At 42.6% G+C, this 24,611-nt stretch carries 30 protein-coding genes, 1 tRNA gene and 1 pseudogene; 7 read left to right on the top strand and 25 right to left on the bottom strand.

What is annotated here, in order from left to right; genetic code table 11:
• Window positions 1-26 precede the first annotated feature (26 nt).
• The 15 genes from V7L97_RS02385 to rimO form a co-directional block, all read right to left on the bottom strand.
• On the bottom strand, window positions 27-1,115 hold the full coding sequence (locus V7L97_RS02385; RefSeq protein WP_333653116.1) for an NADH:flavin oxidoreductase: 1,089 nt from the start codon (window positions 1,113-1,115) through the stop codon (window positions 27-29).
• 164 nt (window positions 1,116-1,279) lie between these two features.
• Complete coding sequence (locus tag V7L97_RS12830) at window positions 1,280-1,441, bottom strand: Fic family protein (RefSeq protein WP_442891728.1); 162 nt, start codon at window positions 1,439-1,441, stop codon at window positions 1,280-1,282.
• Window positions 1,442-1,485: 44 nt separating this feature from the next.
• Complete coding sequence (locus V7L97_RS02380) at window positions 1,486-1,950, bottom strand: Fic family protein (protein WP_333653114.1); 465 nt, start codon at window positions 1,948-1,950, stop codon at window positions 1,486-1,488.
• 38 nt (window positions 1,951-1,988) lie between these two features.
• Window positions 1,989-2,264 (bottom strand): hypothetical protein, encoded by a 276-nt coding sequence (locus V7L97_RS02375; RefSeq protein ID WP_333653111.1) that lies wholly within the window; start codon window positions 2,262-2,264, stop codon window positions 1,989-1,991.
• Entirely contained in the window at window positions 2,251-3,321 is a 1,071-nt protein-coding gene (locus V7L97_RS02370) for a DNA-methyltransferase (RefSeq protein ID WP_333653109.1), read from the bottom strand. Before V7L97_RS02370 ends, V7L97_RS02375 begins: the two co-directional genes overlap by 14 nt.
• A 155-nt stretch (window positions 3,322-3,476) precedes the next feature.
• Entirely contained in the window at window positions 3,477-3,800 is a 324-nt protein-coding gene (locus V7L97_RS02365) for a hypothetical protein (RefSeq protein WP_333653107.1), read from the bottom strand.
• A 7-nt stretch (window positions 3,801-3,807) separates the two neighbouring features.
• On the bottom strand, window positions 3,808-4,398 hold the full coding sequence (locus V7L97_RS02360; protein ID WP_333653104.1) for a hypothetical protein: 591 nt from the start codon (window positions 4,396-4,398) through the stop codon (window positions 3,808-3,810).
• A gap of 13 nt (window positions 4,399-4,411) precedes the next feature.
• On the bottom strand, window positions 4,412-4,822 hold the full coding sequence (locus tag V7L97_RS02355; RefSeq protein WP_333653101.1) for a hypothetical protein: 411 nt from the start codon (window positions 4,820-4,822) through the stop codon (window positions 4,412-4,414).
• Between the two features lie 82 nt (window positions 4,823-4,904).
• Complete coding sequence (pdxA, locus tag V7L97_RS02350) at window positions 4,905-5,876, bottom strand: 4-hydroxythreonine-4-phosphate dehydrogenase PdxA (protein ID WP_333653099.1); 972 nt, start codon at window positions 5,874-5,876, stop codon at window positions 4,905-4,907.
• Window positions 5,860-6,624, bottom strand: a complete 765-nt coding sequence (locus V7L97_RS02345) for a LolA family protein (protein WP_333653149.1) — start codon at window positions 6,622-6,624, stop codon at window positions 5,860-5,862. Before V7L97_RS02345 ends, pdxA begins: the two co-directional genes overlap by 17 nt.
• An 8-nt stretch (window positions 6,625-6,632) precedes the next feature.
• Window positions 6,633-8,714 carry a DNA translocase FtsK gene (locus V7L97_RS02340; RefSeq protein ID WP_333653096.1) on the bottom strand — a complete coding sequence of 694 codons (2,082 nt, stop codon included), beginning with the start codon at window positions 8,712-8,714 and terminating at the stop codon, window positions 6,633-6,635.
• 20 nt (window positions 8,715-8,734) lie between these two features.
• Complete coding sequence (locus V7L97_RS02335; RefSeq protein WP_333653094.1) at window positions 8,735-9,526, bottom strand: undecaprenyl-diphosphate phosphatase; 792 nt, start codon at window positions 9,524-9,526, stop codon at window positions 8,735-8,737.
• Window positions 9,507-10,676, bottom strand: a complete 1,170-nt coding sequence (locus V7L97_RS02330) for a tetratricopeptide repeat protein (protein WP_333653092.1) — start codon at window positions 10,674-10,676, stop codon at window positions 9,507-9,509. The genes V7L97_RS02335 and V7L97_RS02330 overlap by 20 nt, the downstream gene beginning before the upstream one ends.
• 11 nt (window positions 10,677-10,687) lie before the next feature.
• On the bottom strand, window positions 10,688-11,926 hold the full coding sequence (locus V7L97_RS02325) for a GAF domain-containing sensor histidine kinase (RefSeq protein WP_333653090.1): 1,239 nt from the start codon (window positions 11,924-11,926) through the stop codon (window positions 10,688-10,690).
• Window positions 11,927-11,958: 32 nt separating this feature from the next.
• Window positions 11,959-13,305 (bottom strand): 30S ribosomal protein S12 methylthiotransferase RimO, encoded by a 1,347-nt coding sequence (gene rimO, locus V7L97_RS02320; RefSeq protein ID WP_333653088.1) that lies wholly within the window; start codon window positions 13,303-13,305, stop codon window positions 11,959-11,961.
• Between the two features lie 249 nt (window positions 13,306-13,554).
• Between rimO and mntA the strand changes: the two genes are divergently transcribed.
• The 4 genes from mntA (at window position 13,555) to V7L97_RS02300 (ending at window position 16,062) form a co-directional block, all read left to right on the top strand.
• Window positions 13,555-13,983: a type VII toxin-antitoxin system MntA family adenylyltransferase antitoxin gene (gene mntA / locus V7L97_RS02315; protein WP_333653086.1), complete on the top strand. Its 429-nt coding sequence runs from the start codon at window positions 13,555-13,557 to the stop codon at window positions 13,981-13,983.
• Window positions 13,984-14,159: 176 nt separating this feature from the next.
• A complete protein-coding gene (locus V7L97_RS02310; protein ID WP_333653083.1) occupies window positions 14,160-14,423 on the top strand; it encodes a type II toxin-antitoxin system HicB family antitoxin in 264 nt (87 codons plus the stop codon).
• A 53-nt stretch (window positions 14,424-14,476) separates the two neighbouring features.
• Complete coding sequence (locus V7L97_RS02305) at window positions 14,477-14,746, top strand: hypothetical protein (protein ID WP_333653081.1); 270 nt, start codon at window positions 14,477-14,479, stop codon at window positions 14,744-14,746.
• Window positions 14,731-16,062 carry an AIPR family protein gene (locus V7L97_RS02300; RefSeq protein ID WP_333653079.1) on the top strand — a complete coding sequence of 444 codons (1,332 nt, stop codon included), beginning with the start codon at window positions 14,731-14,733 and terminating at the stop codon, window positions 16,060-16,062. The genes V7L97_RS02305 and V7L97_RS02300 overlap by 16 nt, the downstream gene beginning before the upstream one ends.
• Window positions 16,063-16,114: 52 nt before the next feature.
• Here V7L97_RS02300 and V7L97_RS02295 read toward each other — a convergent pair whose 3' ends face one another.
• The gene (locus tag V7L97_RS02295) at window positions 16,115-16,564 is read right to left on the bottom strand and encodes a YhcH/YjgK/YiaL family protein (RefSeq protein WP_333653076.1); all 450 of its coding nucleotides are present in this window, start codon (window positions 16,562-16,564) and stop codon (window positions 16,115-16,117) included.
• Window positions 16,565-16,633: 69 nt separating this feature from the next.
• Here V7L97_RS02295 and V7L97_RS02290 point away from each other — a divergent pair, with 69 nt between their 5' ends.
• From V7L97_RS02290 to greB, 3 genes and pseudogenes are all read left to right on the top strand, one after another.
• Entirely contained in the window at window positions 16,634-17,269 is a 636-nt protein-coding gene (locus V7L97_RS02290; protein ID WP_333653073.1) for a MarC family protein, read from the top strand.
• A gap of 12 nt (window positions 17,270-17,281) precedes the next feature.
• Entirely contained in the window at window positions 17,282-17,470 is a 189-nt protein-coding gene (locus V7L97_RS02285) for a YwbE family protein (protein ID WP_333653071.1), read from the top strand.
• Between the two features lie 6 nt (window positions 17,471-17,476).
• Window positions 17,477-17,971 (top strand): annotated as a pseudogene (gene greB, locus V7L97_RS12825) (transcription elongation factor GreB).
• A gap of 122 nt (window positions 17,972-18,093) precedes the next feature.
• Here greB and V7L97_RS02275 read toward each other — a convergent pair.
• The 9 genes from V7L97_RS02275 to V7L97_RS02235 form a co-directional block, all read right to left on the bottom strand.
• Window positions 18,094-18,525 carry a DUF2062 domain-containing protein gene (locus V7L97_RS02275; RefSeq protein ID WP_333653065.1) on the bottom strand — a complete coding sequence of 144 codons (432 nt, stop codon included), beginning with the start codon at window positions 18,523-18,525 and terminating at the stop codon, window positions 18,094-18,096.
• The gene (locus V7L97_RS02270) at window positions 18,509-19,612 is read right to left on the bottom strand and encodes a thiamine-phosphate kinase (protein ID WP_333653062.1); all 1,104 of its coding nucleotides are present in this window, start codon (window positions 19,610-19,612) and stop codon (window positions 18,509-18,511) included. The genes V7L97_RS02275 and V7L97_RS02270 overlap by 17 nt, the downstream gene beginning before the upstream one ends.
• Window positions 19,554-22,085 carry an endopeptidase La gene (lon, locus tag V7L97_RS02265; protein WP_333653060.1) on the bottom strand — a complete coding sequence of 844 codons (2,532 nt, stop codon included), beginning with the start codon at window positions 22,083-22,085 and terminating at the stop codon, window positions 19,554-19,556. Before lon ends, V7L97_RS02270 begins: the two co-directional genes overlap by 59 nt.
• Window positions 22,086-22,151: 66 nt before the next feature.
• Complete coding sequence (locus V7L97_RS02260; protein WP_333653058.1) at window positions 22,152-22,538, bottom strand: Hsp20/alpha crystallin family protein; 387 nt, start codon at window positions 22,536-22,538, stop codon at window positions 22,152-22,154.
• Window positions 22,535-23,407, bottom strand: a complete 873-nt coding sequence (galU, locus tag V7L97_RS02255) for a UTP--glucose-1-phosphate uridylyltransferase GalU (protein ID WP_333653056.1) — start codon at window positions 23,405-23,407, stop codon at window positions 22,535-22,537. The genes V7L97_RS02260 and galU overlap by 4 nt, the downstream gene beginning before the upstream one ends.
• 12 nt (window positions 23,408-23,419) lie before the next feature.
• Window positions 23,420-23,504: transfer RNA gene (locus tag V7L97_RS02250), tRNA-Leu, on the bottom strand.
• Window positions 23,505-23,543: 39 nt separating this feature from the next.
• Window positions 23,544-23,711 carry a hypothetical protein gene (locus V7L97_RS02245; protein WP_333653054.1) on the bottom strand — a complete coding sequence of 56 codons (168 nt, stop codon included), beginning with the start codon at window positions 23,709-23,711 and terminating at the stop codon, window positions 23,544-23,546.
• A 4-nt stretch (window positions 23,712-23,715) separates the two neighbouring features.
• Complete coding sequence (locus V7L97_RS02240; RefSeq protein ID WP_333653052.1) at window positions 23,716-24,414, bottom strand: ABC transporter permease; 699 nt, start codon at window positions 24,412-24,414, stop codon at window positions 23,716-23,718.
• Window positions 24,402-24,593 carry a diguanylate cyclase gene (locus V7L97_RS02235; RefSeq protein ID WP_333653049.1) on the bottom strand — a complete coding sequence of 64 codons (192 nt, stop codon included), beginning with the start codon at window positions 24,591-24,593 and terminating at the stop codon, window positions 24,402-24,404. Before V7L97_RS02235 ends, V7L97_RS02240 begins: the two co-directional genes overlap by 13 nt.
• Between the last annotated feature and the right edge of the window lie 18 nt (window positions 24,594-24,611).

Genomic DNA, 24,611 nt, shown 5'->3' with positions numbered 1-24,611 from the left:
CAAAGCTCTCCTTGATCAATTTGCTTTTATGATTTATTTATCTGTGTGCATTTCACCATATCGAGCTTTTGAAATCTCATGCATCCGTTGCACGATATGCAGTCTGCTTTTTCCTTGCCTTCTTTAAATTTGTTCGGCAGATCAGGCTCCCTGATGAGTGGCCTGGATATGGATATGAGGTCAGCATCACCTTTCTGTAATATGTCTTCTGCCACGGATTTTGAGCGGATTCCACCCACAAGGATTACAGGTATGTTCAATGTCTTTTTGAATAGTCTTGAATTCTCTCTAAAGTATGCCTCCTGCTCTGTCTGCAAGATATTGGGCTGTGCTGTCTTCGGTGCAGACTCATACATGCCGCCGCTCACCTCAATGGCATCTATACCAAGCTCTTCAAGCCTTTTTGCAATCCTGACACTTTCTTCAGGCTTTAATCCACTTTCAATAAAATCATCGGCATTGATTTTTATTAATATGGGGTAATTATCTCCCACCTCTTTTCTCATTGCTTTATAAACTTCTTCGAGGAAATGGAATCTCCTCTCCTCGTCTCCTCCCCAGTAGTCATTCCTTCTGTTGGTATGGGGCGAAAGGAATTCGCTCACAAGATAGCCATGCGCTCCGTGTATCTGTACACCGTCAAATCCTGCATACATCGCCCTTCGTGCAGCATCTCCGAATGCTTCGATGACTTCCCATATCTCTTCATTGGTCATTTCCCTCGGCGTAATCTTTATTGACGGGTCATGGATCTCGGATGGTGCGATGGGCTGCAGACCTCCGAGCAAAGCAGGGAAACACTGCCTGCCTCCATGAACAAGTTGGATTACTATTTTGCCGTCAAGTTTATGGACGGCCTCTGTCAGGCGCTTTAATTTGTCTATGTAATAATCGTTATGTATGCATATCATCTGTGGCACAGAACGGCCTGAGATATGGACCAATGCATTGCCTGTAATTATAAGCCCCACGCCGCCTTTTGCAAGTTCTTTATAGAATTCGATGAGGGCATCCGTAACAAAGCCGTCCACATCAGCCCTTTTTTCATAAGTTGCAGAGCGGACAAGACGGTTTTTAAGCTCTATTCCTGCAAGATTAAATAGTTCGAATAACATATTTACACCTCCCATCACCTTAATGATATCATTTTACCATTTGATTAAATGTTTTTGTCAGTAACAGAGGTTATCTGACAAGGCTTTTAACAATTCTCTCCAACGATTTCATTTCTTCATAGATAACGCTCAGGAGAAAGAGAGCAAGGGTTTGAAAATCGCCTTTATTTGTTTTTTTGCAATGCAGTTATATACTCAGCCCGTCTTATCGGCGGGATAATTACAGGACAGTAACCGTTCTTTAAGGATAAAATATTTAACAAAAGCCTTCCGATTCTGCCGTTGCCGTCTGTAAATGGATGAATTGACTCAAACTCAGCGTGCAGATCAGTTGCCCATTCAAGGATATGTTTACCTTTTACATCACTGTTCAGGTTCTCAATATGTTTTTCATTAGTTCAGGAACTTTCTGGTAATCAGGAGGCAGATAATCGGTTCCGGTGATAATAACATTCCTCTGTCTGTATCTGCCTGCATTCTCAGAATCTATCTGCTGAAAAAAGAGTCTGTGCAAAAATAAGACATCTTCTTCGGATATAGGCTTATCCAGCAGAGAGTAAATATGGTCATAAGCCTTTGCATGACCTATGGCCTCGTAATGCTCCCTCAATGATTTTCCGCCAATTGTTATTTCGTCTTCGATGATAACCTTTGTCTCAGACTCGGTAAGAGTATTCCCTTCAATCGCATTGGATGAGTATGTCATCCCTATGCGGTAATAGTCTTTGAGTTGTTTGACAACATGGTCGGGAAAAGGACGATAGCCGTCGAGGATGGATTTGAGAGAATCGATTTTATTCAAAACATCCTTATTTTCAGCGAAATGCGATTTCATGTTTTCTGTGTTCCACTTTAGATTGCGTTATATATTCTTCAAAGATATTTTAGATTTTGCATTGCTTTTTTTAGCATAAGATTTTTTTGTTCTTTTATAAAGCTCAATTGAGTTTCTGGAAGTTGATAAATATCTTTGTTTGCCTCTTTAAATTCAGACATGCCGGTCGTTCTTGCGGCTGCGGTAACTTCGCCCCAACTAATAAAATATTCGTCAAAATAATCAATAGGGAATTTACTAAGTTTTGAAACGTCATCTCTAGTAGGCATTCGTCCAAGTTGTTTAGATATATTCTTAACTTCAAGTTGAAGCATTTTTTTTGCTTACCTCGTACTTTTGTTTTTTCAACCTTTCAACAGGGCTGTTTTTTGCTTTGGGAGTGCCGCCATTCTTTCTGAACGGATTTAGACCAAGGTTTAGTTCCTTATGTCTTTCAGATGCAATTTTGCAGTAATACTCTGAAAGTTCAATACCAATATAGCGCCTGTTTAATATCTGTGCAGTTAATGTTGTACTTCCTACCCCATTGAAAGGATCAAGAACTATTTCATTTTCATGTGTAAACAATGATATTAAACGATACATGAAGTTCGGCGGAAGCTGGCAAGGATGATCAACTCTCCGACTGTTATGTTTTAACCGGTGAATATCCCACCAAAGATTTGATGCTATTTCAGTATCATTATGTTTTAATCGTTTTCTAATTTTCATGCAGGTAGGCCTAATACAATAATTTTCTGACAAGGTTTCAAGTGCTTTCCTTTCAAGAAAGGAATGGGTTTGACGTGCAAACCCTGGCATTGGTCTTGGCTTGCCTTTTGAAAAACAAAGTATTGAATAATGGGCAGGCATTATCATTCGTACAGGCATGCTCAACCCTTCCCAAACTATCCAGTCTTGGTAATCCATTATGGTTTTTAGATGCTTAAAATGCCGTATACACCATTGAGGTATATTTATCACTGCAAGCGTCCTGCCGGGTTTCAATATTCTTGCTAATGAACTCAGCCATTTATCGCACCACTTAAAGTAAGCTTGAATATCAATCCCATCGTTCCAGTTTTCATATTTTTTGTTAAGGTTATATGGAGGGTCTGCAAAACAAAAATCAATGCTATTGTCAGGAATATTGTCTAATTCTTCTAAACAATCTCCATTTATAAGGGAAGAATGCTCTGGATATTGATTTTCGATGATAGGATATTTCTTGTAATTGTGTTTTGTATGCAAGACCGGTTTGTAATAATTTCTTTGGTCATAGACATTTACAGCTTCATATTCTGACAAACCGAATAAATCTTGCAATCTTCTTACGATATCATAAGGATAAGATGAAAAACTTACCGTTATGTCGCGCCATACATCTGACATTAACGTGCCAAATTCATGATAGAGATGTTTTTTGCCGCCGTAATCTTTTGTGGTTCTATGACAAGAAGGACAATAAGTATAGGCAATTCTTGTTTTTGTATGTCTCAAACTCCCTTTGTAACGGGTAAAAATGAGCAAGGCAGCGTGGCTTTGAATTAACCCCCTTCTTTTGAATAAGAGTGTTCAAGCTTAACTGCTATCCAAAGCTTGAGATGAAGATGATTATTATTTAGCTCCGAACAAAAATCGGATGCAAGCACAGGGGAGGTTAAAATCGCAATAACAGAATCCTGACTTGCCATGCTGGAAAAGTAGTGAATGTCTTCATACAAATCACTTCTGTTTGGAATTTCCTCAAGAGTTTTGAAGAAAGGCAAAATAATAAACTCCACATTTGCTCGATGTGGTGAACAGTCTCTAAGTCTACCAACTATTTTTTCCTCTTTCAAAGGAATCGTATTTTCGCTTGAATGAGCCATGCCGCACCTAATTTTTGTCAATGCTTTTAAGGAATGCTAAAAGCCTATCGAGTTCGCTATCTTCGAAAGTAACAGTACAATCGCTGAACTGGCATATGGTTTTTAAGGCCGATGCTCGCTCAAAATTGCCTGCTCCATCAATGACATAAGCTATTCTATGTCCATATTTGTGAAGTAGTCTTTGTCTTGCTTGAGCCTGTCCTGCTTTTCTTTCAATGGTGCTATTGGTTGTTACCTGAAAGCTAATTTCAATAGCACAGTACTTGCCTTTGGGAGAAGAAGCCACAATATCGAATGAGAGCGAGGTTCTATCATTCTGACTGATTTTTGGAATCTGTTTTTTAGAAAAATCCCAAGAAGGAAGCATATCTTTGAGGTAATCAACGACATATTTTTGAGCTAAATTCCCCAATGCATTTGCGGTAGCACCACCGGTAATTCTGCTAACCCAAATGTAACGTTGCCTGACAAAAGAATCCAATTCCTTTTTATGTCCGATTAAGGTTCCGATCATGCATTTTTCCATAATGTCTGGCGGTAGATTTACCGCAATAGCTGCGCCGCCGAATAAAATCAAATTGATTACATCTTCCATCATTGGAGAAAGCGCTTCATTTTTTTGATAGGCCCTTGCCGTCAACCTTTAAGTGGGGATTGCTCCAAGTCTTTGCATTCTGGAGCGTTTGAAATTTATAACTATGATTTGCGCCATTCCATATGAATTCCATTGTTAAATCAAGGAATATTGACGGTAATTCTTTCTTAAAACGCATAAGCTTCTCACCGCCTATATCGGAAAGAACAACAAGATGCTTTAAGAACAGATTAGCCTGCAACTTCTTTGAAGCAGAAAGCACATTTTTCCAAGCAAAGGGCGTGGCATCGGCAATGTTTAGTAAACTTATGAATTTATCTTGAGTCTCAATAAGTTTGGGGATTATGCTTGAATTACGCTCTATTTCAGCTATTCTTTCAGGCCAGAATTTGAGAGCATTAGCTTCTAAGTCTTTTAAATTTCGCATTTATAACCATCTCCCTATTTTATATTTACTATACCATAATCCCTGCTGCGTCTTTTCAGATATACTCCTAAAAAACTATTCCCTAATTAGTCCTGAGCCTTACTGCCAGTTTTATTGCCTCTATCATGCTCGATGGATTGGCAATTCCTTCCCATGCAATATCGTAGGCAGTTCCGTGGTCAGGAGAAGTCCTGATTATTGGCAAGCCAATTGTAACATTAACGGCTTTGTCAAAGGCTATCATCTTAAGAGGGATTAGCCCCTGGTCATGATACATGCATACAATTATATCAAATTCGCCATTATATGCCCTGTGAAATAGGGTGTCTGCCGGATATGGGCCAGAGGCAGAAATGCCTGATGCCTGTGCTTCATTAACAGCCGGAATAATTTCTTTTATCTCCTCATCTCCGAATATGCCTGCCTCTCCGGCATGGGGATTCAATCCTGCAACAGCAATTCTGGGATTATCAATGCCCATCATATCGCACGCCTTTTTAGCGAGCATGATTGTTTGTAAGACCTTTTCCCTTTTTATTAAATCAGGAACATTTCTTAATGCTGTATGGATTGTTACGAGGATTAGTTTTAATTTATCGCTGTAAAACATCATTGCATAGTCTTTTGTGGTTGTTAGCTCTGCCAGCATTTCGGTATGTCCGGGCCATATAAAACCAGCCATTTTCAATGATTCTTTTGAAATAGGTGCTGTCACAATTGCATCAACTTCTTTATTCAATGCAAGCTCAACAGCCTTCTTTATGTAGCTTACGCAAGCCCTGCCGCCTTCGGCAGTGGGTTTGCATCGCTGAAAGTTCCTGTCTTTGATTTCGCCGGTATTTATTATTTTGAGACTATTCAGGTCTACCGGTATGTTCAGTTTCTCAACTGCCTCCTCAAGAACAGCGATGTCCCCGATGATAATAGGTTCGCGTAATCCCGCGATTTCATGCGACATGATCGCTTTCAATACTATCTCAGGGCCTATGCCTGCCGGGTCTCCGATGGTTACAGCGATTTTTTTGAGGGTGGTCATCCTACTGCTGTAGAACACTCACCCCTTCGGGTGGTGAGAATTCAAAAAGTTTATCCTTCAGTTCGGTATTGATTTTTACATCCTTTAAATAGATATCAATTCTGTTGGATAAAGTATCGATAATGGTGAGAGATTCTATCGGAAATTCTTCGCTGGATGTGGTGATTTCCACAGAAACTATATTGCCCATAGGTTTTTTAGGTTTCAGCAAAAGTCGGCGATCAGCTTTTGTCGAAACATCGAATTCGTTTTTTATATTTCCGAAACCGCCCAAAAGGGCTATGGGAGCCTGCCCATAGGTCGCCCTGTCGAATTTTGCCTTGAATGCCTGCTTTTCTTTTTTCTGGTAAATTATTATATCGTCGCCAGTGATATACACAATCTGGGGCTTGTCTCCCTTGTATTCCCATCTCATCTTTGGAGACTTTATAAGAAATTGTCCTTTGTAAGTATCGGTTCTTTTCAGGTCTTTTATATAGCTTTTCTGGATGAAACTCCCCTTGATGTCTTTTATATTCTCGTAAGCCTTCTGGATTCTTATTACCTCATCATCAGATTGTGAGGCAAAAGCAATAGAAGATGAAAGACAAAAGATAGAGAATATCCAAATAACGAGAGTTTCTAACAGAAATACTTTGTCAGGCAGGGCATTGTATTGTAGCGGTTTTTTTCGCCGCCCGCGAAGACAGGAGTCTGAGCAGGCGGAAACCTCGGAGAAAGGCTTGGATGCCTTTCGAGAATGAGCGGAAATACTATACCCTGCCATGACTACCCTCATCTTCTTCCCAGAAAATCCCTCGGCTTTCCCGCGCCCTTTGGAGGCCCTACGAGGCCGTCTTCCTCAAGGAGTTCCATCATCCTTGCTGCCCTGTTGTAGCCGATCTTGAATCTTCTCTGTATCGAGGATATGGAAACCTCCCCGACAGACTCTGCAAATTCTATTACCCGTTGATACATCTCGTCCCTTTCTCCTGAGATGTCTATTCCCTTTTCCTGTTCATCTGCGACAATAATATTCTCAAAGGATGAGTAGTCAGGGGTCCCCTGCGATTTCACGAATTCTGTTACTAATTTAACCTCAACGTCGCTTACATATGCACCGTGAATTCGCATGATTTTAACGCCAGGTAACATAAAGAGCATGTCCCCCATCCCCAGAAGCTGCTCTGCTCCCTGTGCATCGAGGATAGTCCTTGAGTCTATTTTTGATGTCACCTGGAAGGATATCCTCGCTGGGAAGTTTGCCTTTATGAGCCCTGTAATGACATCGACCGACGGCCTCTGCGTAGCGAGAATAAGATGAATACCCGATGCCCTTGCCATCTGTGCGAGCCTTGCAATGGCATTTTCAACATCGCTTGGCGCTGTGAACATGAGGTCTGCGAGCTCATCTATAAATACCACGATATATGGAAGCCTTTCTGATTGAGATGCCTGCCTGTTGTAATCTTCTATATTCCTTGCACCCTTTTTAGCAAGGAGCCTGTATCTCCTCTCCATCTCAAAAACAACCTTTTTCAATGCATCCGAAGCCTCTTTGGGACTCGTTATCACCGGCGCAATTAGATGGGGTATATCGCTGTACGCCGACAATTCGAGGAGCTTCGGGTCGACCATCAACATCCTGATCTCATCCGGCGTGGCCTTATAAAGAAGGCTCATTATCATGGCATTTATGGAAACGCTTTTACCTGAGCCTGTTGCACCTGCTACTAATAGATGCGGCATCCTTGCAAGGTCTGTAATCACCGGATTTCCGAATATGTCTTTTCCGAGGGCGAGTGTAAGAAGGGAAGGACTTCTCTGGAAAATTTCTGATGAAATTATCTCTTTGAGGGAGACTACTGCTCGCTCATTATTCGGGACTTCTATGCCGATGGTCGCCTTTCCTGCAATGGGATATACCCTGATGCTCGGCGCACGGAGGGCGAGGGCAAGGTCGTCTGATAAAGAGACTATCCTGTTTATCTTTACTCCAGCAGCAGGTTCGAATTCATACATTGTTACCACGGGACCTGGATGGGCCTGCTTTATTTTTCCATTGACACCGAAGTCAGAGAGCTTCTTTTCAAGGCCCGATGCTGCTGCATTGAGCTCTTCCTTTGTCGGCCCTGATACACCGTCTGCATCTTTCAGGAAATCAATGGATGGAATGTTGTAACCGCCAGTGGTTTCCCGTACCGGCTTTTCCCTCGGAGGTTTTTGTTTCGAAGGGGTTTTAACTGGTATCGCCCTATTGTGAGGTTCGCTGATGATGATACCAGAATCGTAATCTTCATCGATCTTTGCATCCGCTGATTCCTCTTCGCTTGTTTTCCGCTTTTTCCTGTCCGCAAGATAAGAAAAGATCGAGACAGGACTCATGAGGATTATGGAAACAATAATGATGGCGATGCTCAGTATATATGCACCGATGCTCGAAAGCAGGCCTTCGAAGATGCCGGATAAAAAGAGGCCTATGAGTCCACCCGGAGGGTCGATTTTCAGTGCTGTGGTTTTGGATAAAAGGTGCAGGAGCATCGATAAGGAAGGCAGGAAAAGAAATGCGCCGAGCATATGAATCCTGTTTCTTTCTTTTCCCATAATCTTCCTGACTCCATAAATTATGAGAAAGGCGGGTATTAAAAGGCCAGAAAAGCCTATGGTCGAAAATATGATATCGGAGAGGTATGCACCCACAATGCCGCCGTAATTCTTTGGCGGTGTATTGGAAAATGTGAGCAGCGACCTGTCCCATTTGTGGTACGTAAAGAGGGAGAGGGCGAGGTATAGTCCTCCAAGGACTGCAATAACGCCTGCTATCTCCTGCAGCCGACTGCTTCTGTTAGTAGAAACGATGCCAATCTCTTTCTGCATTTTTCAAATTTTACCATTTTCTACAGATAGTAAAAAAGTATAACCGTGCCGAAGATAATACGGTATATCGCAAAGGAGTTGAAGGTATGCCTTGTAACGAATCCTAAAAACGCCTTTATAACAAGCAGTGCAGAGAAGAAGGAGATAAAAAAGCCGGTCGCAAAAACAGGCATATCGCTTAAGTTTAGATTATGAATGCTTTTTAATAGATCGTACGATGTTGCAGCAAACATTGTCGGTATTGCTAAAAAGAAGGAAAACTCGGTGGCCGTTTTCCGATCCAGACCAAAACACATGGCGCCCATTATTGTAGCACCTGCCCTTGAGACACCGGGAAAGAGGGACAATGCCTGTGCCAGACCTATGCCCAGTGCCCGTTTAAGAGATACTTCATCTATATCCATGACAACAGGGTTTCTGACAATCCTTTCGATGACAAGCATAGCAATACCGCCGGATATGAGTGCGAAGGCAACGGTTAGAGGATTAAACAAGTAATGCTTTATAAGGGAGTGTGTCAGAAGCCCAAAAAATGCAGCAGGCAGAAATGCTATGAAAAGATTTAATAAAAATTTGTTTGACTTTTCCGTGCCGATCCCCTTTATGGACGATAATACCCGCTCACGATACATCCATACCACGGCAAGGATCGCTCCGAGCTGTATGAATACCTCAAAGGTCTTTGCCTTATCACCGGTGAAATCAAGTATATCCCCTGCAAGGATCAGATGGCCTGTTGAAGACACAGGTAAAAATTCGGTAATGCCCTCTACTATACCCAGTATTATCGCCTTAAATATCAAATTTATCATTTTCAGCGAGGGCCTTGAGGTCTGCTGTTATCTCCTTTGAGAATGGGTTCAGCTCCCATGCCTTTTTAATGACATCGATTGCCTTGTCCTTAACACCCATCTCGAGGAAGGTCTTGCCCATGCTGTAATATGCATGGGCATTATTGGGATTTATTTTAAGGATTCCCTTATATATCTCTATTGCCTGTTCAGGCTGCCCCACTTTTCTGTATGCCTCTGCAAGGCTCTGCATTATCGACGTATCCGAAGGATTCTTTTTATATGCCTTAACGAGTATCTCCAGTGCCTTCTCGTTTTCATTTTTTGCCAGATACATCTCTCCCATCAAATGCCCCAATGTGGAAACATCCTGTCTGACATCGGATACGGCGTCCTTCAATATGTTCTCTGCCCTATCTGTCTCTCCTGCCTTGTTATAAAGCTTGCTCAGCGTAATAAGCCTGTCGGTGTTTGAAGAACTTATATTGTGGGCGGCCTCATAATACTTGATTGCAGACTGTACATCACCCATGTCTTCATATATCTCCCCGATGGCATCGTATGCCTTTACAAAAAGGGGTTTTTTAGCGATGGCATTTTTGAAGGATTCGATTGCTTTGTCTGTCTCTCCTTTGGCAAGGTACAACTGACCAAAGTTGTAAATGATTGTTGGAGACTCGGGCGCTATTTCCGATGCCTTTTTAAGTTCATTTTCCGCCGACTGCAAGTCCCTGCCCTCCAAATATTGCTGGAAATTTTTCAGGTGCGTCTCGATGGAAGAGGGCTTGAACTTTTTGCTTAACACTCCTGCTATTTTATCTTCAAGCGTGGCCATGACAAAAGGCTTTATGATATACCCAGCTCCTCCTTCTTCTGCAGCCCTTGCCACTGTATGTCTTCTTGCCTCTGCCGTGACGAATATGAAAATTATATTGCTGTATTTTTTATTTTCTCGTACGGTTTTGAATAATTCAAGCCCTGTCATTTCAGGCATGTTAATGTCGCAGATAACGAGGTCTATCTTTGATGTTTGAATAATAGTGAAGGCCTCTTTCCCATCCACAGCAGTGATAATGTTTTTAAAGCCCATCCTCGTCAGCATGTTGCTTACTGTTTTGCGCATGGACGATTCATCATCAACAACAAGACAGTTTATATGAAGATATTCCATGGGGATTGCTATCAGTGTATTCCCTCCTTTAGAGTCTCTGGCAGGGTAAAAACAAACCTCGCTCCACGGTCTTCGGAATCTTCAACCCATATATCTCCACCGTGTGCATTCACCACGAGTTTACAGAATGTCAATCCAAGCCCTGTACTTGTCTTTCTCTGTTTGGTCTCTCCTTCCACCTGGAAGAATTTGTCAAATATTTTCTCTTTAAGGTCATCAGGAACGCCCTTGCCCTGATCGGCTATGCTGACCCTTGTCTCTTTTTGGCTGTCATGGTATTGAATGTTCAACCTGATTTTCCCTCCATCAGGAGAATGTTCTATGGCGTTTCTCAAAAGATTTGTTACTACCCTCCCTATGAGGTTTTCATCGATATAACAGATGTGGGAACTCCCCTCGAATGCAAGCTCGATATTCCTGCGTGACAGCACATTCTTGAGGGATGTTATCTCCCTTTTGACCAGGGTGTAAATGTCTGTTTCCTCCCTGTATATCATTATTTTCCCTTCTTCCAGCTTCAGTACGTCGAGGATGTTCATGACCATGTTCTGCATTTTGTAAACATCTTCTGTAGCAAGATTGACATACTCAAACTGCTGTGGTGTGAGCGGCTCATAATTCAACATGTCCAGGTTAGCCATGATTGTGGTGATCGGGCCTTTGAGGTCATGCACGATAAAACCTACAAGGTTTGTCCTTAGTTCATCCAGTTTCATGAGCCGTTTGTTTGTCTCTTCGAGTTTTCTTACCTTTCTTTCCAGCACATCCTTTGTTTGTGCAGCATAGATGTAAGGCGCCAGATGTTCCACGATATCTATTGCCGTAGCCTCTTGTTTTTTTGTAAAAGACTTTCCATCTTCGGAATCCGTGAGGTTTATTACGCCAAGCTTTTTGTCCAGATACTTTATGGGAATACTGACCGAGAACTCGGAAGAATATTGCGAAGAGTCAAGGGGCGTGAAAAACGATCGTCTCTTTTCATCAGAATAGAATGGCGTGTCGTCTATCAATGCACGGGTGGAGATGGTGACATCGCAGAGTTTTCTCTTAAGGCCTATAATCTCATGGTTTGTGGCTGCCTTTACTTCCAGTGTCAGGTCGTCAGGGTTGATTATCATTATGGAACATCTCTTTACACGAAGGCATTTTGCTAAAATATTGACCACGTCCTGCAGTTTTTCATCGAATGAAATATCCTGCCGCAGGAGGGTCTTGCCGATTTTGTATTTTTCGCACAGGTCGTATGACATGACGGTATTAATTATATCACAAGATAAAAGAATTATTTAGCTGTCAGGACACCCTTTAGATCATAGTCAAAGGCATCCATTATCTCGACAGTCACAAGGTCTCCAACTATTAGTGCTGATTGCTGACTACTGATTGCTGACTGCTCTATAATTACCACCCCATCTATCTCCGGGGCATGGGAATAAAGCCGTGCAATAGCTATATTGCCATCTATTTCATCTACAATAGCCTCGTATCTTCTGCCGATAAGTTCTTTGTTTTTTTCAAGGGATATGGCTGCCTGCCTTCTCATGATCTCATCAAGCCTTCTCATTTTAACCTTTTCAGGGACATGTCCCTTCAGTTTCGACGAAGATGTGCCTTCTTCCTTCGAATACGTAAAGACACCGAGCCTGTCGAATCTTATCTCTTCGATGAAGTCAACGAGGCCATGAAAATCATCTTCTGTCTCGCCCGGAAATCCCACTATGAATGTTGTTCTTAAGGCAACACCGGGAATTGTTTTCCGTATATTTCGTATCAGCTTGATATATTCTTTTCTTGTCCCTCTTCTTCCCATTAATCTCAAAATCTTGTCTTCGGAGTGCTGGAGAGGAATATCGAGGTATTTCTGAATCTTATCTTCTTTTGCTATAAGCTCCAGTAATTCGTCGGTTATCTCTGTTGGATAAAGATACAGAAGTCTGATGCGGAAGTCGCCTTTTATTGAAGCGAGGTCTTTTAATAGAGATACAAGATTGTATCCAGCCAAATCCTTGCCATATTTTGTGATGTCCTGCGCCACAAGTATTAACTCTCTGACGCCGTTTTTGATATGTTCCTCTGCTTCTTTCAATATTCTTTCAGGCGGAATGCTTCTGAACCTTCCCCTGATGGAAGGTATAACGCAGAAGGTACATTTTTTATCGCAGCCCTCGGCGATTTTGAGATAAGCATATGACGAGGCGATAGGCGATGGGCGATAGGCAACAGGTATTTTAATATCTCCTATAGCCTCTTGCCTCTTGCCTGTTGCCAAACCTTTACAGTATGCGATTATGCTGCTATCTTCTCCGACTCCAAAGATTGCATCCATCTCAGGGATTTCCTTCATAAGCTCATCCCTGTATCTTTTTGCAAGACAGCCGAATACGATGAGTTTCTTTTGACCCTTGACCCTTGACCCTTGACCCCTTTTAATTTTTGCGAGCTTGAGTATCTCTTCTATGGATTCTTCCTTTGCATCCCTGATAAATCCGCATGTATTTACAAGGATGATGTCCGCATTGTTTGGATCATCCACATGGACAAAGCCTTCTGATTCAAATCTTCTTGCCAGATGTCCTGAATCGACAACGTTTTTCGGACAGCCGAGGGTTGTGATGTTAATCTTAGTCAATACTTATTCCTCACTGAAATGCTATTCCATTGAAATATAACTATTTATAATAACATGAATCCGGCGGTGAAGGTGCTGAGACCGGAGGTGTTCCTGAGTGCATTGAGAAGAGGGGTTTTTGTAGTTGCATCTGTATGGAAAAATATGGGATATGTTCCTTCCCGAATTTATGTATCCCTTCACGAATTCTCTCCCTAATAAGCGGATTCCATTGAACCCTGACTGTGATATAATTAAAAAATCATGAATATGCAGGACGATTTAAGGCGTATTACCGATTACTTTAAGGACAGGGATGAGGTTTCCGCCCTCTATATATTCGGCAGCGCCGCAAGAGGCAAAGAAACAGCCGAAAGCGATATAGATATTGCTGTCTTGATAAATGACCGCAAAAAAGGGCGAAAGACCTACGAGTCGCTGAAAAAAGCATATTACTCCGCCTCTCCGAAATTTTCTCTGCGCCCCATAGACATTGTAGTGTTGAACACAGCCCCGCCTTTTCTGAAACACCGTATTATCAAAACCGGCAAAGTGCTTTTTGACAGAAACAGGCGGCTGAGGGTCAGGTTTACCACTCAGGCAATTATTGAATATCTTGATTTTAAGCCGATAGAGGAATTTTTTGCTAAAGCTATTGCAAAGCGTTTCCGAAAGACGGCTGCTGCTAAACGGACATGAAGATTGTGCATGCTGTCTGAAAAAAACATAGTGCCGATATAGAGAGATTTTGCAGGGCGGTAGCGGGAAAATATAAACTGCAAAGAAACCCGTGCGAACTGCCGAATTGTTGCGCTTTATCGCCTTTTTCGTATAATTTTTCTAAGTGTAATCAATAACGGGGTAGAGGTTAAATTATGGTTTCGATAGAATTTGATATGATCGTTTTTAAAGAAAATGACACTTATGTTGCTTATTGTCCTGAACTCGATATCTCAAGCTGCGGGAAAAGTGTCGAACATGCAAAGGAAATGCTAAAGACTGCAGTAAGACTATTTATTGAGGAATCGGAGAAAATGGGAACTCTTGAGGATATCCTTGAAGAAGCAAATTATAAAAAAGACTCAAGCGGCAAATGGCTCCCTCCGAGATTGGTTGCTACCGAATTGGTGAGCACATAATGTATACCTAAGATAACGCCTCTTCCTTTGGTAGCGATGACAAGAAATGTGACATGGTTTACATTAATAAAGACGATGGGATTGCAGTTGTATTACAATGTCATTTTTCAACAAAAGAGAAAGAAGAAGCTCCCGCAAATAAGGCAAGCGATTTAAACACTGCAATTAGTTGGCTTCTTCAACGCCCGATAGAGGAACTGCCTGAGAGAATATTATCATCTGCTAAAGAAATTCGTGATGGTATAAATTCTGGCGACATCAATAGCTTACATATTTGGTATGTGCATAATCTGCCCGAATCTAAAATGTGGAAAATGAATTGATGACGGTTGAAGCAACTGCCAATTCTGCTATACATACATATTTTTCTGGAAAGCGAATTGCGATCAAGGGGTTAGAAGTTGGTCGAAAAAAGCTTGAAGAATGGTATACAGAAACACAATCTCCTATTTTTGTAAATGATCAGTTTATGTTCACAATTCCGCAGGGATATGAGATTGCAGGGCCAGAATGGAAGGCAGATGTCATGGCTATTCCGGCGAGATTTCTGTATCGCCAATATAAGAAATACAAAACAAAATTGTTTTCTGCAAATGTTCGAGATTATCTTGGCTCAAGGCTTAGCGATTCTAATATAAATAATGGGATTAAAAAATCAGCTGAAAATGATGCTGATAATTTCTGGGTTTTTAATAACGGGTTGACGATCTTAGTGAATAGCTATGCCCTTGAAACTAAAAGCAAGAAAAATTATCTTAAGATTCAGGGAATATCAATTGTAAATGGTGCACAGACCACAGGTGCTATTGGTTCATTGTCACGTTTGCCATCTGATACGGTGTCAGTTCCAGCTCGTTTTGTGCAAACCGATAACCAAAACCTGGTTCACAGTATTATTCAATTCAATAATAGCCAAAATAAAATAACTGCTTCAGATTTTCGAAGTACTGACAAGATTCAAAAGAAATTAAAAGACCAAATAAGCAAAATTCCTGATGCAGAATATGAGGGCGGTCGTAGAGGTGGCTACAGCGATGCAATAAGAAGAAGACCAAAGCTTTTGCCCTCTTACACAGTTGCTCAGGCCCTTGCTTCTTTCCATGGAGATCCTGTTATTGCATATAACCAGAAGGCCAATATCTGGGCAGATGATCGCCTTTATTCAAAATGTTTTAATGACGACACAAAAGGTGCACATATAGTATGTGCATATGCCCTATTACGTGCAGTTGAAGAAAAGAAATTGTCTTTGGTCAACAAATCAAAGAAAAGCGAAGGGAGCTTAACGACTACAGAGGAACAACAGCTTCAATTTTTTAGAAAACGTGGCTCTACATATCTGTTGGCTTCTGCAATGGCAAGTTGCTTGGAAACATTTATTAGTAGAAAAATCCCTAATAGATTTCGCATATCTTTTGGGGATAATACCTCGCCTAAAAAAGCACAGGACTATTGGACTTCAATCGTGAATATTAATGTTCCGCTGTGCACTCAATTAGAAGATGCCCTGACAGATGGATTGAAAAGTATGGAAAGAGTAAACAAGGCTATTCAAACATTTCAAAGCCTTGTACAAGTTACAGTGGAAGCTAATCGGCAGATATATAATGATTTTTCTTCAAAGGTCGTTATGCTATAGTGGAAGTGAGAAGGCCTTAAATCAAAATCAAGCCCGTAGGTCTCTATGATATTCAGACAGGCACTTTTATGACAATCTTTTTAACGGCTTCCGGTTTGTCCGCATATTGCGCCTGCGGCATATGCCCGTCGTGGGGGAAAAATATCGCGAACAGACCCGGCGTCAGATTTATAAAAGCGACTTCGCCGTGCAATTTCTGAAAATCCCTGCCCTCGTCGTATGTCTCTTCCGTGCAATCTTTTTTGTTGCAGACCCCGATTTTTTCCCGTCCGGTTAAGGTTATCTGTATGTCTATGTATCTGCGGTGGCATTCTATAAAGCACTGGGAAATCTCTTTCGTTTCATATTCGCTGACAAGGGCAAACACGCCACTGTTGCCGATCTCGTATTTCCCCTGCGGCAGTTCGGTTAAATCCTGCCTGCTGGTGAATTTGGACGCATCTGTAAAACCCTGATGAATGCAGAGATATTTATTGAAATTGTCGAGAGAATCTAAAATCATTCGATTATTGTATCACATACAGGCGGTAAAACATTAAAGCTCTTTAAAATTGTTATAATGGTATAGACTATGCTTGAATGGACAGGATACATAAAGATTTTTACCACCCTGCTGGCGATAGTGAACCCGCTCGGGGTAATCCCGATATTTGTCAGCCTTACAGGCGATTCTACTGACTATGAACGCAGGCATATCGCCCGAACTACAAGCATAACAGTTGCTGTTGTATTGGTTGTGGCCACTTTGATAGGAAAGCCCCTGCTGAATTTTTTCGGAGTCAGCATTGCGTCGTTCAAGGTCGGCGGCGGCATTCTCTTAATGTTAATGGCGATCGCCATGATGCAGGCCAAGCACACACAGAGCAAACAGACCCCGGAAGAGGCTGAAGAAGCTGAAGAGAAGGAGAGCATTGCAGTAGTGCCGATCGGTATGCCTTTATTGGCGGGGCCAGGCGCTATATCTACAGTGATAATCTACGCGGATGCATCGTCTCAGCCAATGCATATCGGCTTGATCATTATCAGCAGCCTTTTGGTAGCGATATTGACATGGGGCTCGCTGAATATCGCCAACCCGGTCAGCAAAATGCTGAGCAAGACCGGGATAAATATCGTAATCCGTCTTATGGGACTGCTGCTGGCCGCCATTGCCGCAGAATTCATTGCAGGCGGCCTGCTTCAACTGCTTCCGGGACTGGAGAAATAGGGAGAGCAACTTATGGATGGGACCAGACGTGCGGATATAAGGCCGGGATTGCGTGTTTCGATAGTATTAAAGAAAGACCAAAAGACCGGCAAACTGACGGAAGGGATTGTAAAAGACATTTTAACCAATTCGCCTTTGCATCCGCATGGGATTAAAGTCCGTCTGCAAAGCGGAGAAGTGGGACGCGTAAAGAAGATATAAGGAAATATGAGAAAGCCGCTGCGCAATAAAATAAATGTTTCGCCGTATATCACACCCGAAGGGCAGAGACAATTGAGCGAAGAACTGTCATATCTGTGGAAGGTTAAACGCCCCAGGTTACTCAGGCTGTTGCTGAAGCTGCTGCTATGGGAGATCGTTCTGAGAACGCAGAGTATATTTATGGTAAGAAGCAGTTAAGGCAGATTGATTCTCGTGTGCGTTTTCTTACAAAGAGATTGAGCGAGCTTATTGTAGTGAACAGGATACCCGATGATACTTCGAGGGTATTTTTTTGGTGCATGGGTTGAAATTGAGGATACTGACGGGAACGCGTACCAGTATCGCATTGTCGGTCCTGATGAATTCGATCCTGATAAGGGTTTTATCAGTATTGATTCACCTATGGCTAAAGCATTGTTACGCAGGACAGAGGGTGATGAAGTTGTTGTGAGCAGACCTAACGGTACTGCTGTTTTTGTTGTGACATCAATCCGTTATTAAGTGCAATAGCGCAAAAGCATTCAAGTGCGGAAGTGCAAAAGTTCGAAAGTACGGAAGCGCGAAGTCCGGAAGTACGATAGATAAGGAGTTTGATGCGAAGCGCCGAAGAGGCGCTTTTTATTTTACTCCTGCCTGCTTCTCATTGCTGCCTGATAGATTATGATATAGCCTGCTATTGCTGACAGAAGACCGAGCAGGGTGGTTCCAAAGACAAAGGGCAATAAAAGATGGCTCATCTCATTTAAGAGATAGTTAAAACTTATATTATTCCAATCAATGGCCGGAATTATCTTCTTTACACCCAGTAATTTTGCGCCGAACCATGTGGCAAATGTATATATTGGCACGATAGTCCACGGATTGGTTACATAAACGCCGATAATGGTCACGAACTTATTCAGCCTGAAAATCCATGCAGCTGCAATGCCCAATACAGTGTGCAGCCCCAAAATCGGCGACATGCCGATAAAGACTCCCACTGCAAAGGATATTGCTATCTTTTTTGGAGAGTCCTTAACGCTGAAAATCGCTGCTAATTTATCCCGAAGTGCCAAAGTGCTGATACCCCTCTGTCTTTAAGGCAGATTCTTTGCCTGATTTGTCCACAACAATCCTGTCCTTTTCGATGATTTCACCTATACAGGTTGTCTTTAAAATTTCGAATTTCGAATTTCGAATTTCGAATTTAATTTCCGGCGGCGCTGTAAATAAAAGCTCATAATCTTCACCGCCTGATGTTGCAAGGTGTATTGGGTCTAATTTCATAATCTCTGCTGTTTTTTTCATCTCATCAGACATTGGTATTTTATTGAGATAAACCCTTGCTCCCACATTGCTTTCATCGCATATCCTGCAAAGGTCAATAAATAGTCCATCGCTTATGTCTATCATGGATGTGGCATAATTCGCAATTTCAGCAGAATCTCTCGCCACAGGCATGAGATGCCTCCTGATTAAAGGCTCTGCAATATTCCAATCAATTGTATTGGAGTACGGCGATGGGGTAATGGAGTGATGGAAATACAACTTTTCGATTATGTCTTTGCTTTTCAATACTCCAATACTCCAATACTCCAGATTTTTGATTATCTCCTTTGATTCGTCTGTGAGCCTTTTCAATATTTCCAATCCGCATGCAGAATCACCCACGGTTCCCGTGACATAAATCTTATCGCCCGGAGACGCACCGCTTCTTGTGATAGTCTTATCGCCTGCACCGATTATTGTAGCAGAAAGGACCATATCATTTTCTGCAGCACACAGGTCTCCACCCACCAAGCTCACTCCATAGATATTCATTGCACTAAAAATCCCTTCGTACATCTTCCAGAATGTATTTTCATCCTCGTCTTTCTTCATTGCTATATCCAGGAAAAGGTGCTTTGGTCTGCCGCCCATGGCAAATATATCGCTTACATTGACGGAGACCAATTTAAAACCGAGATGGAAAGGGGAAGTAAAGCTCAGATCAAAATGAATCCCCTCGTTCATCATATCTGTCGTGACAAGGATTTTTTCCTTTTGAGGGGCAATAACAGCAGCATCATCGCCGATGCCGACTATGATGCTGCTGTCTGTGGAGCTAAACTTTTTTCTTACCTCTTGTAGAAGTTTTAACTCTCCTATTTGACGGAGTTTCATTTTTTATGCCTGGCTTTACCTTTAATCCTTTTATGCTGCGAATATTCTTGTTATTTGCCGGCGAAGCTGCCATTGCCTTTGCTGTTGTAACTGCTACTTTTCCGGTCTTTGCACCCTTTTTATCTCTGCGTATAGATGTTTTTAAGACATCATCCATTGTCTCGGCGAGGATAAAATTCATCCCTTTCTTGACATATTTTGGAAGGTCTTCGAGATCCTTCTTGTTCCTGTGAGGAATTATAACGGTCTTTATCCCCATCCTTTTTGCAGCTAATGTCTTCTCCTTAAGTCCTCCTATGGGGAGAACCCTGCCTCTCAATGTCACTTCTCCTGTCATGGCAACGTCTTTTCTAACGGTTTTTCCTGTAAGTGCCGAAGCTATGGCAGTTGCCATTGTTATACCTGCAGACGGCCCGTCTTTTGGAATGGCACCTGCAGGAACATGGATATGCAGATCAACCTTTGAGAATGTGTTTTCGCTTATGTTCAGTTGCTTTGCCCGCGACCTTACATAGCTCAATGCAGCCTGTGCAGATTCCTTCATGACATCTCCAAGCTGCCCTGTGAGGGTAAGGCTTCCCTTGCCTTTCATGGTTGTGGCTTCCACATATATGACATCACCGCCTGCCTCTGTCCATGCAAGACCTGTAGAGACTCCAACCTCGTCCTTTTTCATCTCCTCTTCAGGGAGATATTTGGGCACACCGAGATATTTTTGAACATTGCCTGCAGTGATATTGAATTTCTTTGCCTTTCCCTCTGCAACCTGCTTTGCTACTTTTCTGCAGAGGTTGGCTATCTCACGCTCGAGGTTTCTGACCCCGGCCTCCCTCGTGTAGTGCGATATTATTTGCGAGATGGCAGAGTCGCTCAGCTTTAATATCTTCGATGTTATGCCGTGTTCTTCAAGCTGTTTTGGGATAAGGTATTTTTTAGCTATCTCCAGTTTTTCTTCTTCTGTATAACCGGAAAGATATAATATCTCCATCCTGTCCCTTAACGGCCCGGGTATGGTATCTGCAAGATTCCCTGTTGTTATAAACATTACATTGGACAGGTCAAAGGGAACTGCCAGATAATGGTCCATGAACGAATTGTTCTGCTCGGGATCGAGTACTTCTAAGAGTGCAGAAGACGGGTCTCCCCTGAAGTCCATGCCGATCTTGTCTATCTCATCGAGCATGAATACGGGATTGTTTGTCCCTGCCTGTTTTATTCCCTGTATTATCCTGCCGGGGAGGGCGCCCACATATGTCCTTCTGTGTCCCCTGATTTCCGCCTCGTCACGAACGCCTCCGAGGGACATCCTCACAAACTCCCTTCCGAGGGAGCGGGCTATGGAACGGCCGAGGGATGTCTTTCCAACGCCTGGAGGCCCGATAAAGCATAGAATGGGGCCCTTCATTTTTTCCTTAAGCTTCCTGACACTGAGATATTCGAGTATCCTTTCTTTGACCTTTTCGAGGTCATAGTGATCCTCGTTTAAGACCTTCTCTGCCATCTTTATATCGAGCTGGTCTTTTGTGCTCTTAGACCACGGCAGCTCTGTAAGCCATTCGAGGTATGTCCTTATTGTTCCTGCCTCTGCGCTGTCCGGATGCATCTTTTCCAGACGCCTTAACTGTTTTTCCGCCTCTTTCGTCACCTTTTCCGGCATCTTTGCTTCTTCTATCTTTTTCCTGAACTCCCTTGCTTCCTCTGCACGCTCGTCTATCTCACCCAGCTCCCTTTGTATTGCCTTAAGCTGTTCACGCAGGAAGTATTCCCTCTGGGTCTTGTCTATTTCCCCACGCGCCTCTGTCTGTATCTTCTGCTGTATGGTTAATAACTGTATTTCTCTGGTCATTATTTCGCTTATCTTTTTCAACCTCTCGATGGGATCGGACATCTCGAGTATTTCCTGTGCCTGGTCTGTTTTCAGGCCGAGGTTGGATGCAATCAGGTCTGCGAGCCTGCCGGGGTCGTCTATATTCTCTATGACTACCATCACATCGGGCAGAATGGTTCTTCCGAGGGATACTGCCTTATCTATCTGCTCCTTGACATTCCTTATCAATGCCTCGTTCTCAAGGGTCATCTCCACCGCTTTTTCTTCTGCCATCTTTTCTATCTCAGCCATGAAGAACGGTTCCTGCTGCGAGAAATTAACCACTCTTGCCTTGCTCAGCCCCTGTGCAAGTATCTTTACCCGTCCATCCGGGAGTTTCAGCATCCTCATGATCATGCATACAGTACCCATGGAATAAAGGTCATTAGGCGTGGGCGCTTCCACATTCGGGTCTTTCTGTGTAAGCAGCAATATTATCCTGTTTGTATTGAGGGAGTGGTCGATTGCCTTTATCGATACATCCCTCCCTACGAACAAAGGGAGTATCATGTAAGGGAAAACCACAATATCCCTTGCAGGCAGCACCGGCAATGTATCAGGAATCTCTATCTGCTCTTTATCGTTACTCTTATTTGCTTCTGCCATCTATATTTCCTCCAATTGTGTAAATGAGCGAGGTCTTTTAACCCATTCACACATTAACTCATTCACTCATTTACTTATTCTCTCTATTTTAATTTTTATCAACTTGCCCTTCAGCTTTGGGAATTTTACCGTCATGACGCCGTTGCTATAAAATGCATCTCCTGCCACGGTATTGACATGGACGGGTATCTTCATTACACGCCTGAATTCCTTTAAGCCTCTTTCCATGCATAAATACTTTAACCCGCCCGACGGCAATTCATTATCAGTGTCGGTCATTATCCCTTCAATAATAAGCAAATCCTCATAGACCCTGATGGATAGATTTGTCGGGTCTATCCCCGGAAGGTCGACCTCAAAAACAAGGTCATCTCCGGTCTCATAAATGTCTATCGGAGGCCCCGTGCAGGTCTCTGCCTCATAATAAAACAAGCCTTTTAAGACATTTTTCATGGTAAATCTTTGACTTTTTCAACCAGATACTTCTTAAAGCCCTCTGATAATTCCTTATTCTTAAGGGCAAAGTCAACCGTTGCCTGCAGATACCCCAGTTTATCGCCAGCATCGTATCTCTTTCCTTTTATCAGATAGCCGTAAATGGGGGTCTTTTTCACAATGCTCTTTAATGCATCGGTCAATTGTATCTCGCCTCCAGCCCCCGGCTTCTGCTTTTCGAGGATATTAAATATTTCTGGCGTCAGGATGTATCTTCCTATTATAGCTAAGTTTGAAGGGGCTTTGTCAGGAGCAGGCTTTTCTACCATGTTCTTAATTTTATACACAGCACCTTCCGGTTTGGCGTCGACAATGCCATAGCGGTGAACTTCCGACCCCGGGACCTCTTCCAGCGCAATCACAGGACATTTTTTCTTTTCATAGACCTTAATCATCTCTTTCAGGAGCGGGTATTCAGGGTCTATAACATCATCACTTAAAATAACAGCAAAAGGCTCATCCTTAACAAATGGCCTGGCGCACAGTATTGCGTGACCAAGGCCGAGGGGAACCCTCTGCCGTATGTATGCAAGATTGATGTTATTTAACTTATTGAGCTCTTCCAGTATCGTTTCTTTACCCGATGCCCTCAATTTCTCTTCTAATCTATATGCAGTATCGAAGTGGTCTTCGATTGTCCTTTTGTATTTGCCTGTGATAATAATGAAATCCTCTATGCCGCAAGATAAAGACTCCTCCACTGCATACTGGATCAATGGTTTATCGACTATGGGCATCATCTCTTTTGGAGATGCCTTGGTGGCAGGCAGAAATCTCGTGCCGAGACCAGCTGCGGGAAGGATAGCTTTTTTAATAGTTGTTTTCATAAATTCCTTAAGTGCCGGAGACGAGACTCGAACTCGTACAGGTCAGAGACCCGAGGGATTTTAAGTCCCTTGCGTCTACCAATTCCGCCACTCCGGCATCCTCATAAGATACTAAAAAACAGCCTGAAAGTGCAACTTAACCTTGAATAATCTTGCCTTCGGACATAATGAGCATGACGCCGCCAAGCCTTTCTGCCTGCGACATGTCATGGGTGGTAATAACGAAGGAAAATGAGCAGCCATTTAAGACAAATTTTCCATCATAGCTTTTATAAATATCTGACACCACTAATTTCAAATTCATATATTTACTTCACCATGCCTTTTTTCTGGATGAGATGCAAAACAATATTTACAGCCATTGAGATAAAAAGGAGAACTATGCCCAGTGCAAGGGCGAGTTCGAAATTCCCCTTATCCGTTTCGAGGGCAATGGTGGTTGTCATAACCCTTGTATAACCGGCAATGTTTCCACCGACAATGAGTATTGCGCCAACCTCTGCCATAACCCTTCCAAATGCTGCGATAACACCCGACATTATCCCGTATCTTGCCTCTTTTATTATTGTTATTGTTATTTGAAAAGGTGTTGCGCCGAGGGTCATTGATGCCTGCCTGATTATTGGATCAACCCCGACAATGGCCGAATGGCAAAGAGATACCACAATGGGAAATGCAAGAATTGTCTGCGCAATGACCATTGCTGAAGGCGTATAGAGCAATCCCATAAAACCGAGAGGTCCGCTTCTTGAAAGCATGATGTAAACGAAGAGTCCGACAACAACAGGCGGAAGCCCCATAAATGTGTTCGTGAGGCTTATGACGAAATCTTTTGCAGGGAATCTCTTTAAACCTAAGACGGCGGACAGGGGAATGCCTATGGCGGTTGATATTACAAGGGCAATGCCAGAGACTTTAAGGGATAGGAATATAATGCCTAAAAGATCTGTGTTAAGAGTAATTATAAGGTGAAATGCCTTTATAAAGCCTTCTGTTATTGAATCCACCCAACCCTGTCTCTTCCCGCGTTCTTTGCCTTATACAGGCCGCTATCCGCTCTTTTTACAATATCGTCTATGGATTCGTCTTTATCCTGTATGACAGCCGCGCCCAAGCTCACTGCTACATTTATATCCTCTATCGGATTTTCTTTAATAATGTTTCTTATTCTTTCGGCGTGGAACAAATTTAATTTGCTTCTTCT

Source organism: Dissulfurispira sp. (assembly GCF_036745535.1).
Classification (GTDB): domain Bacteria; phylum Nitrospirota; class Thermodesulfovibrionia; order Thermodesulfovibrionales; family Dissulfurispiraceae; genus Dissulfurispira.
The sequence above is the reverse complement of the archived record's forward strand: the minus strand, read 5'-3'. Positions and strand labels throughout refer to the sequence as shown.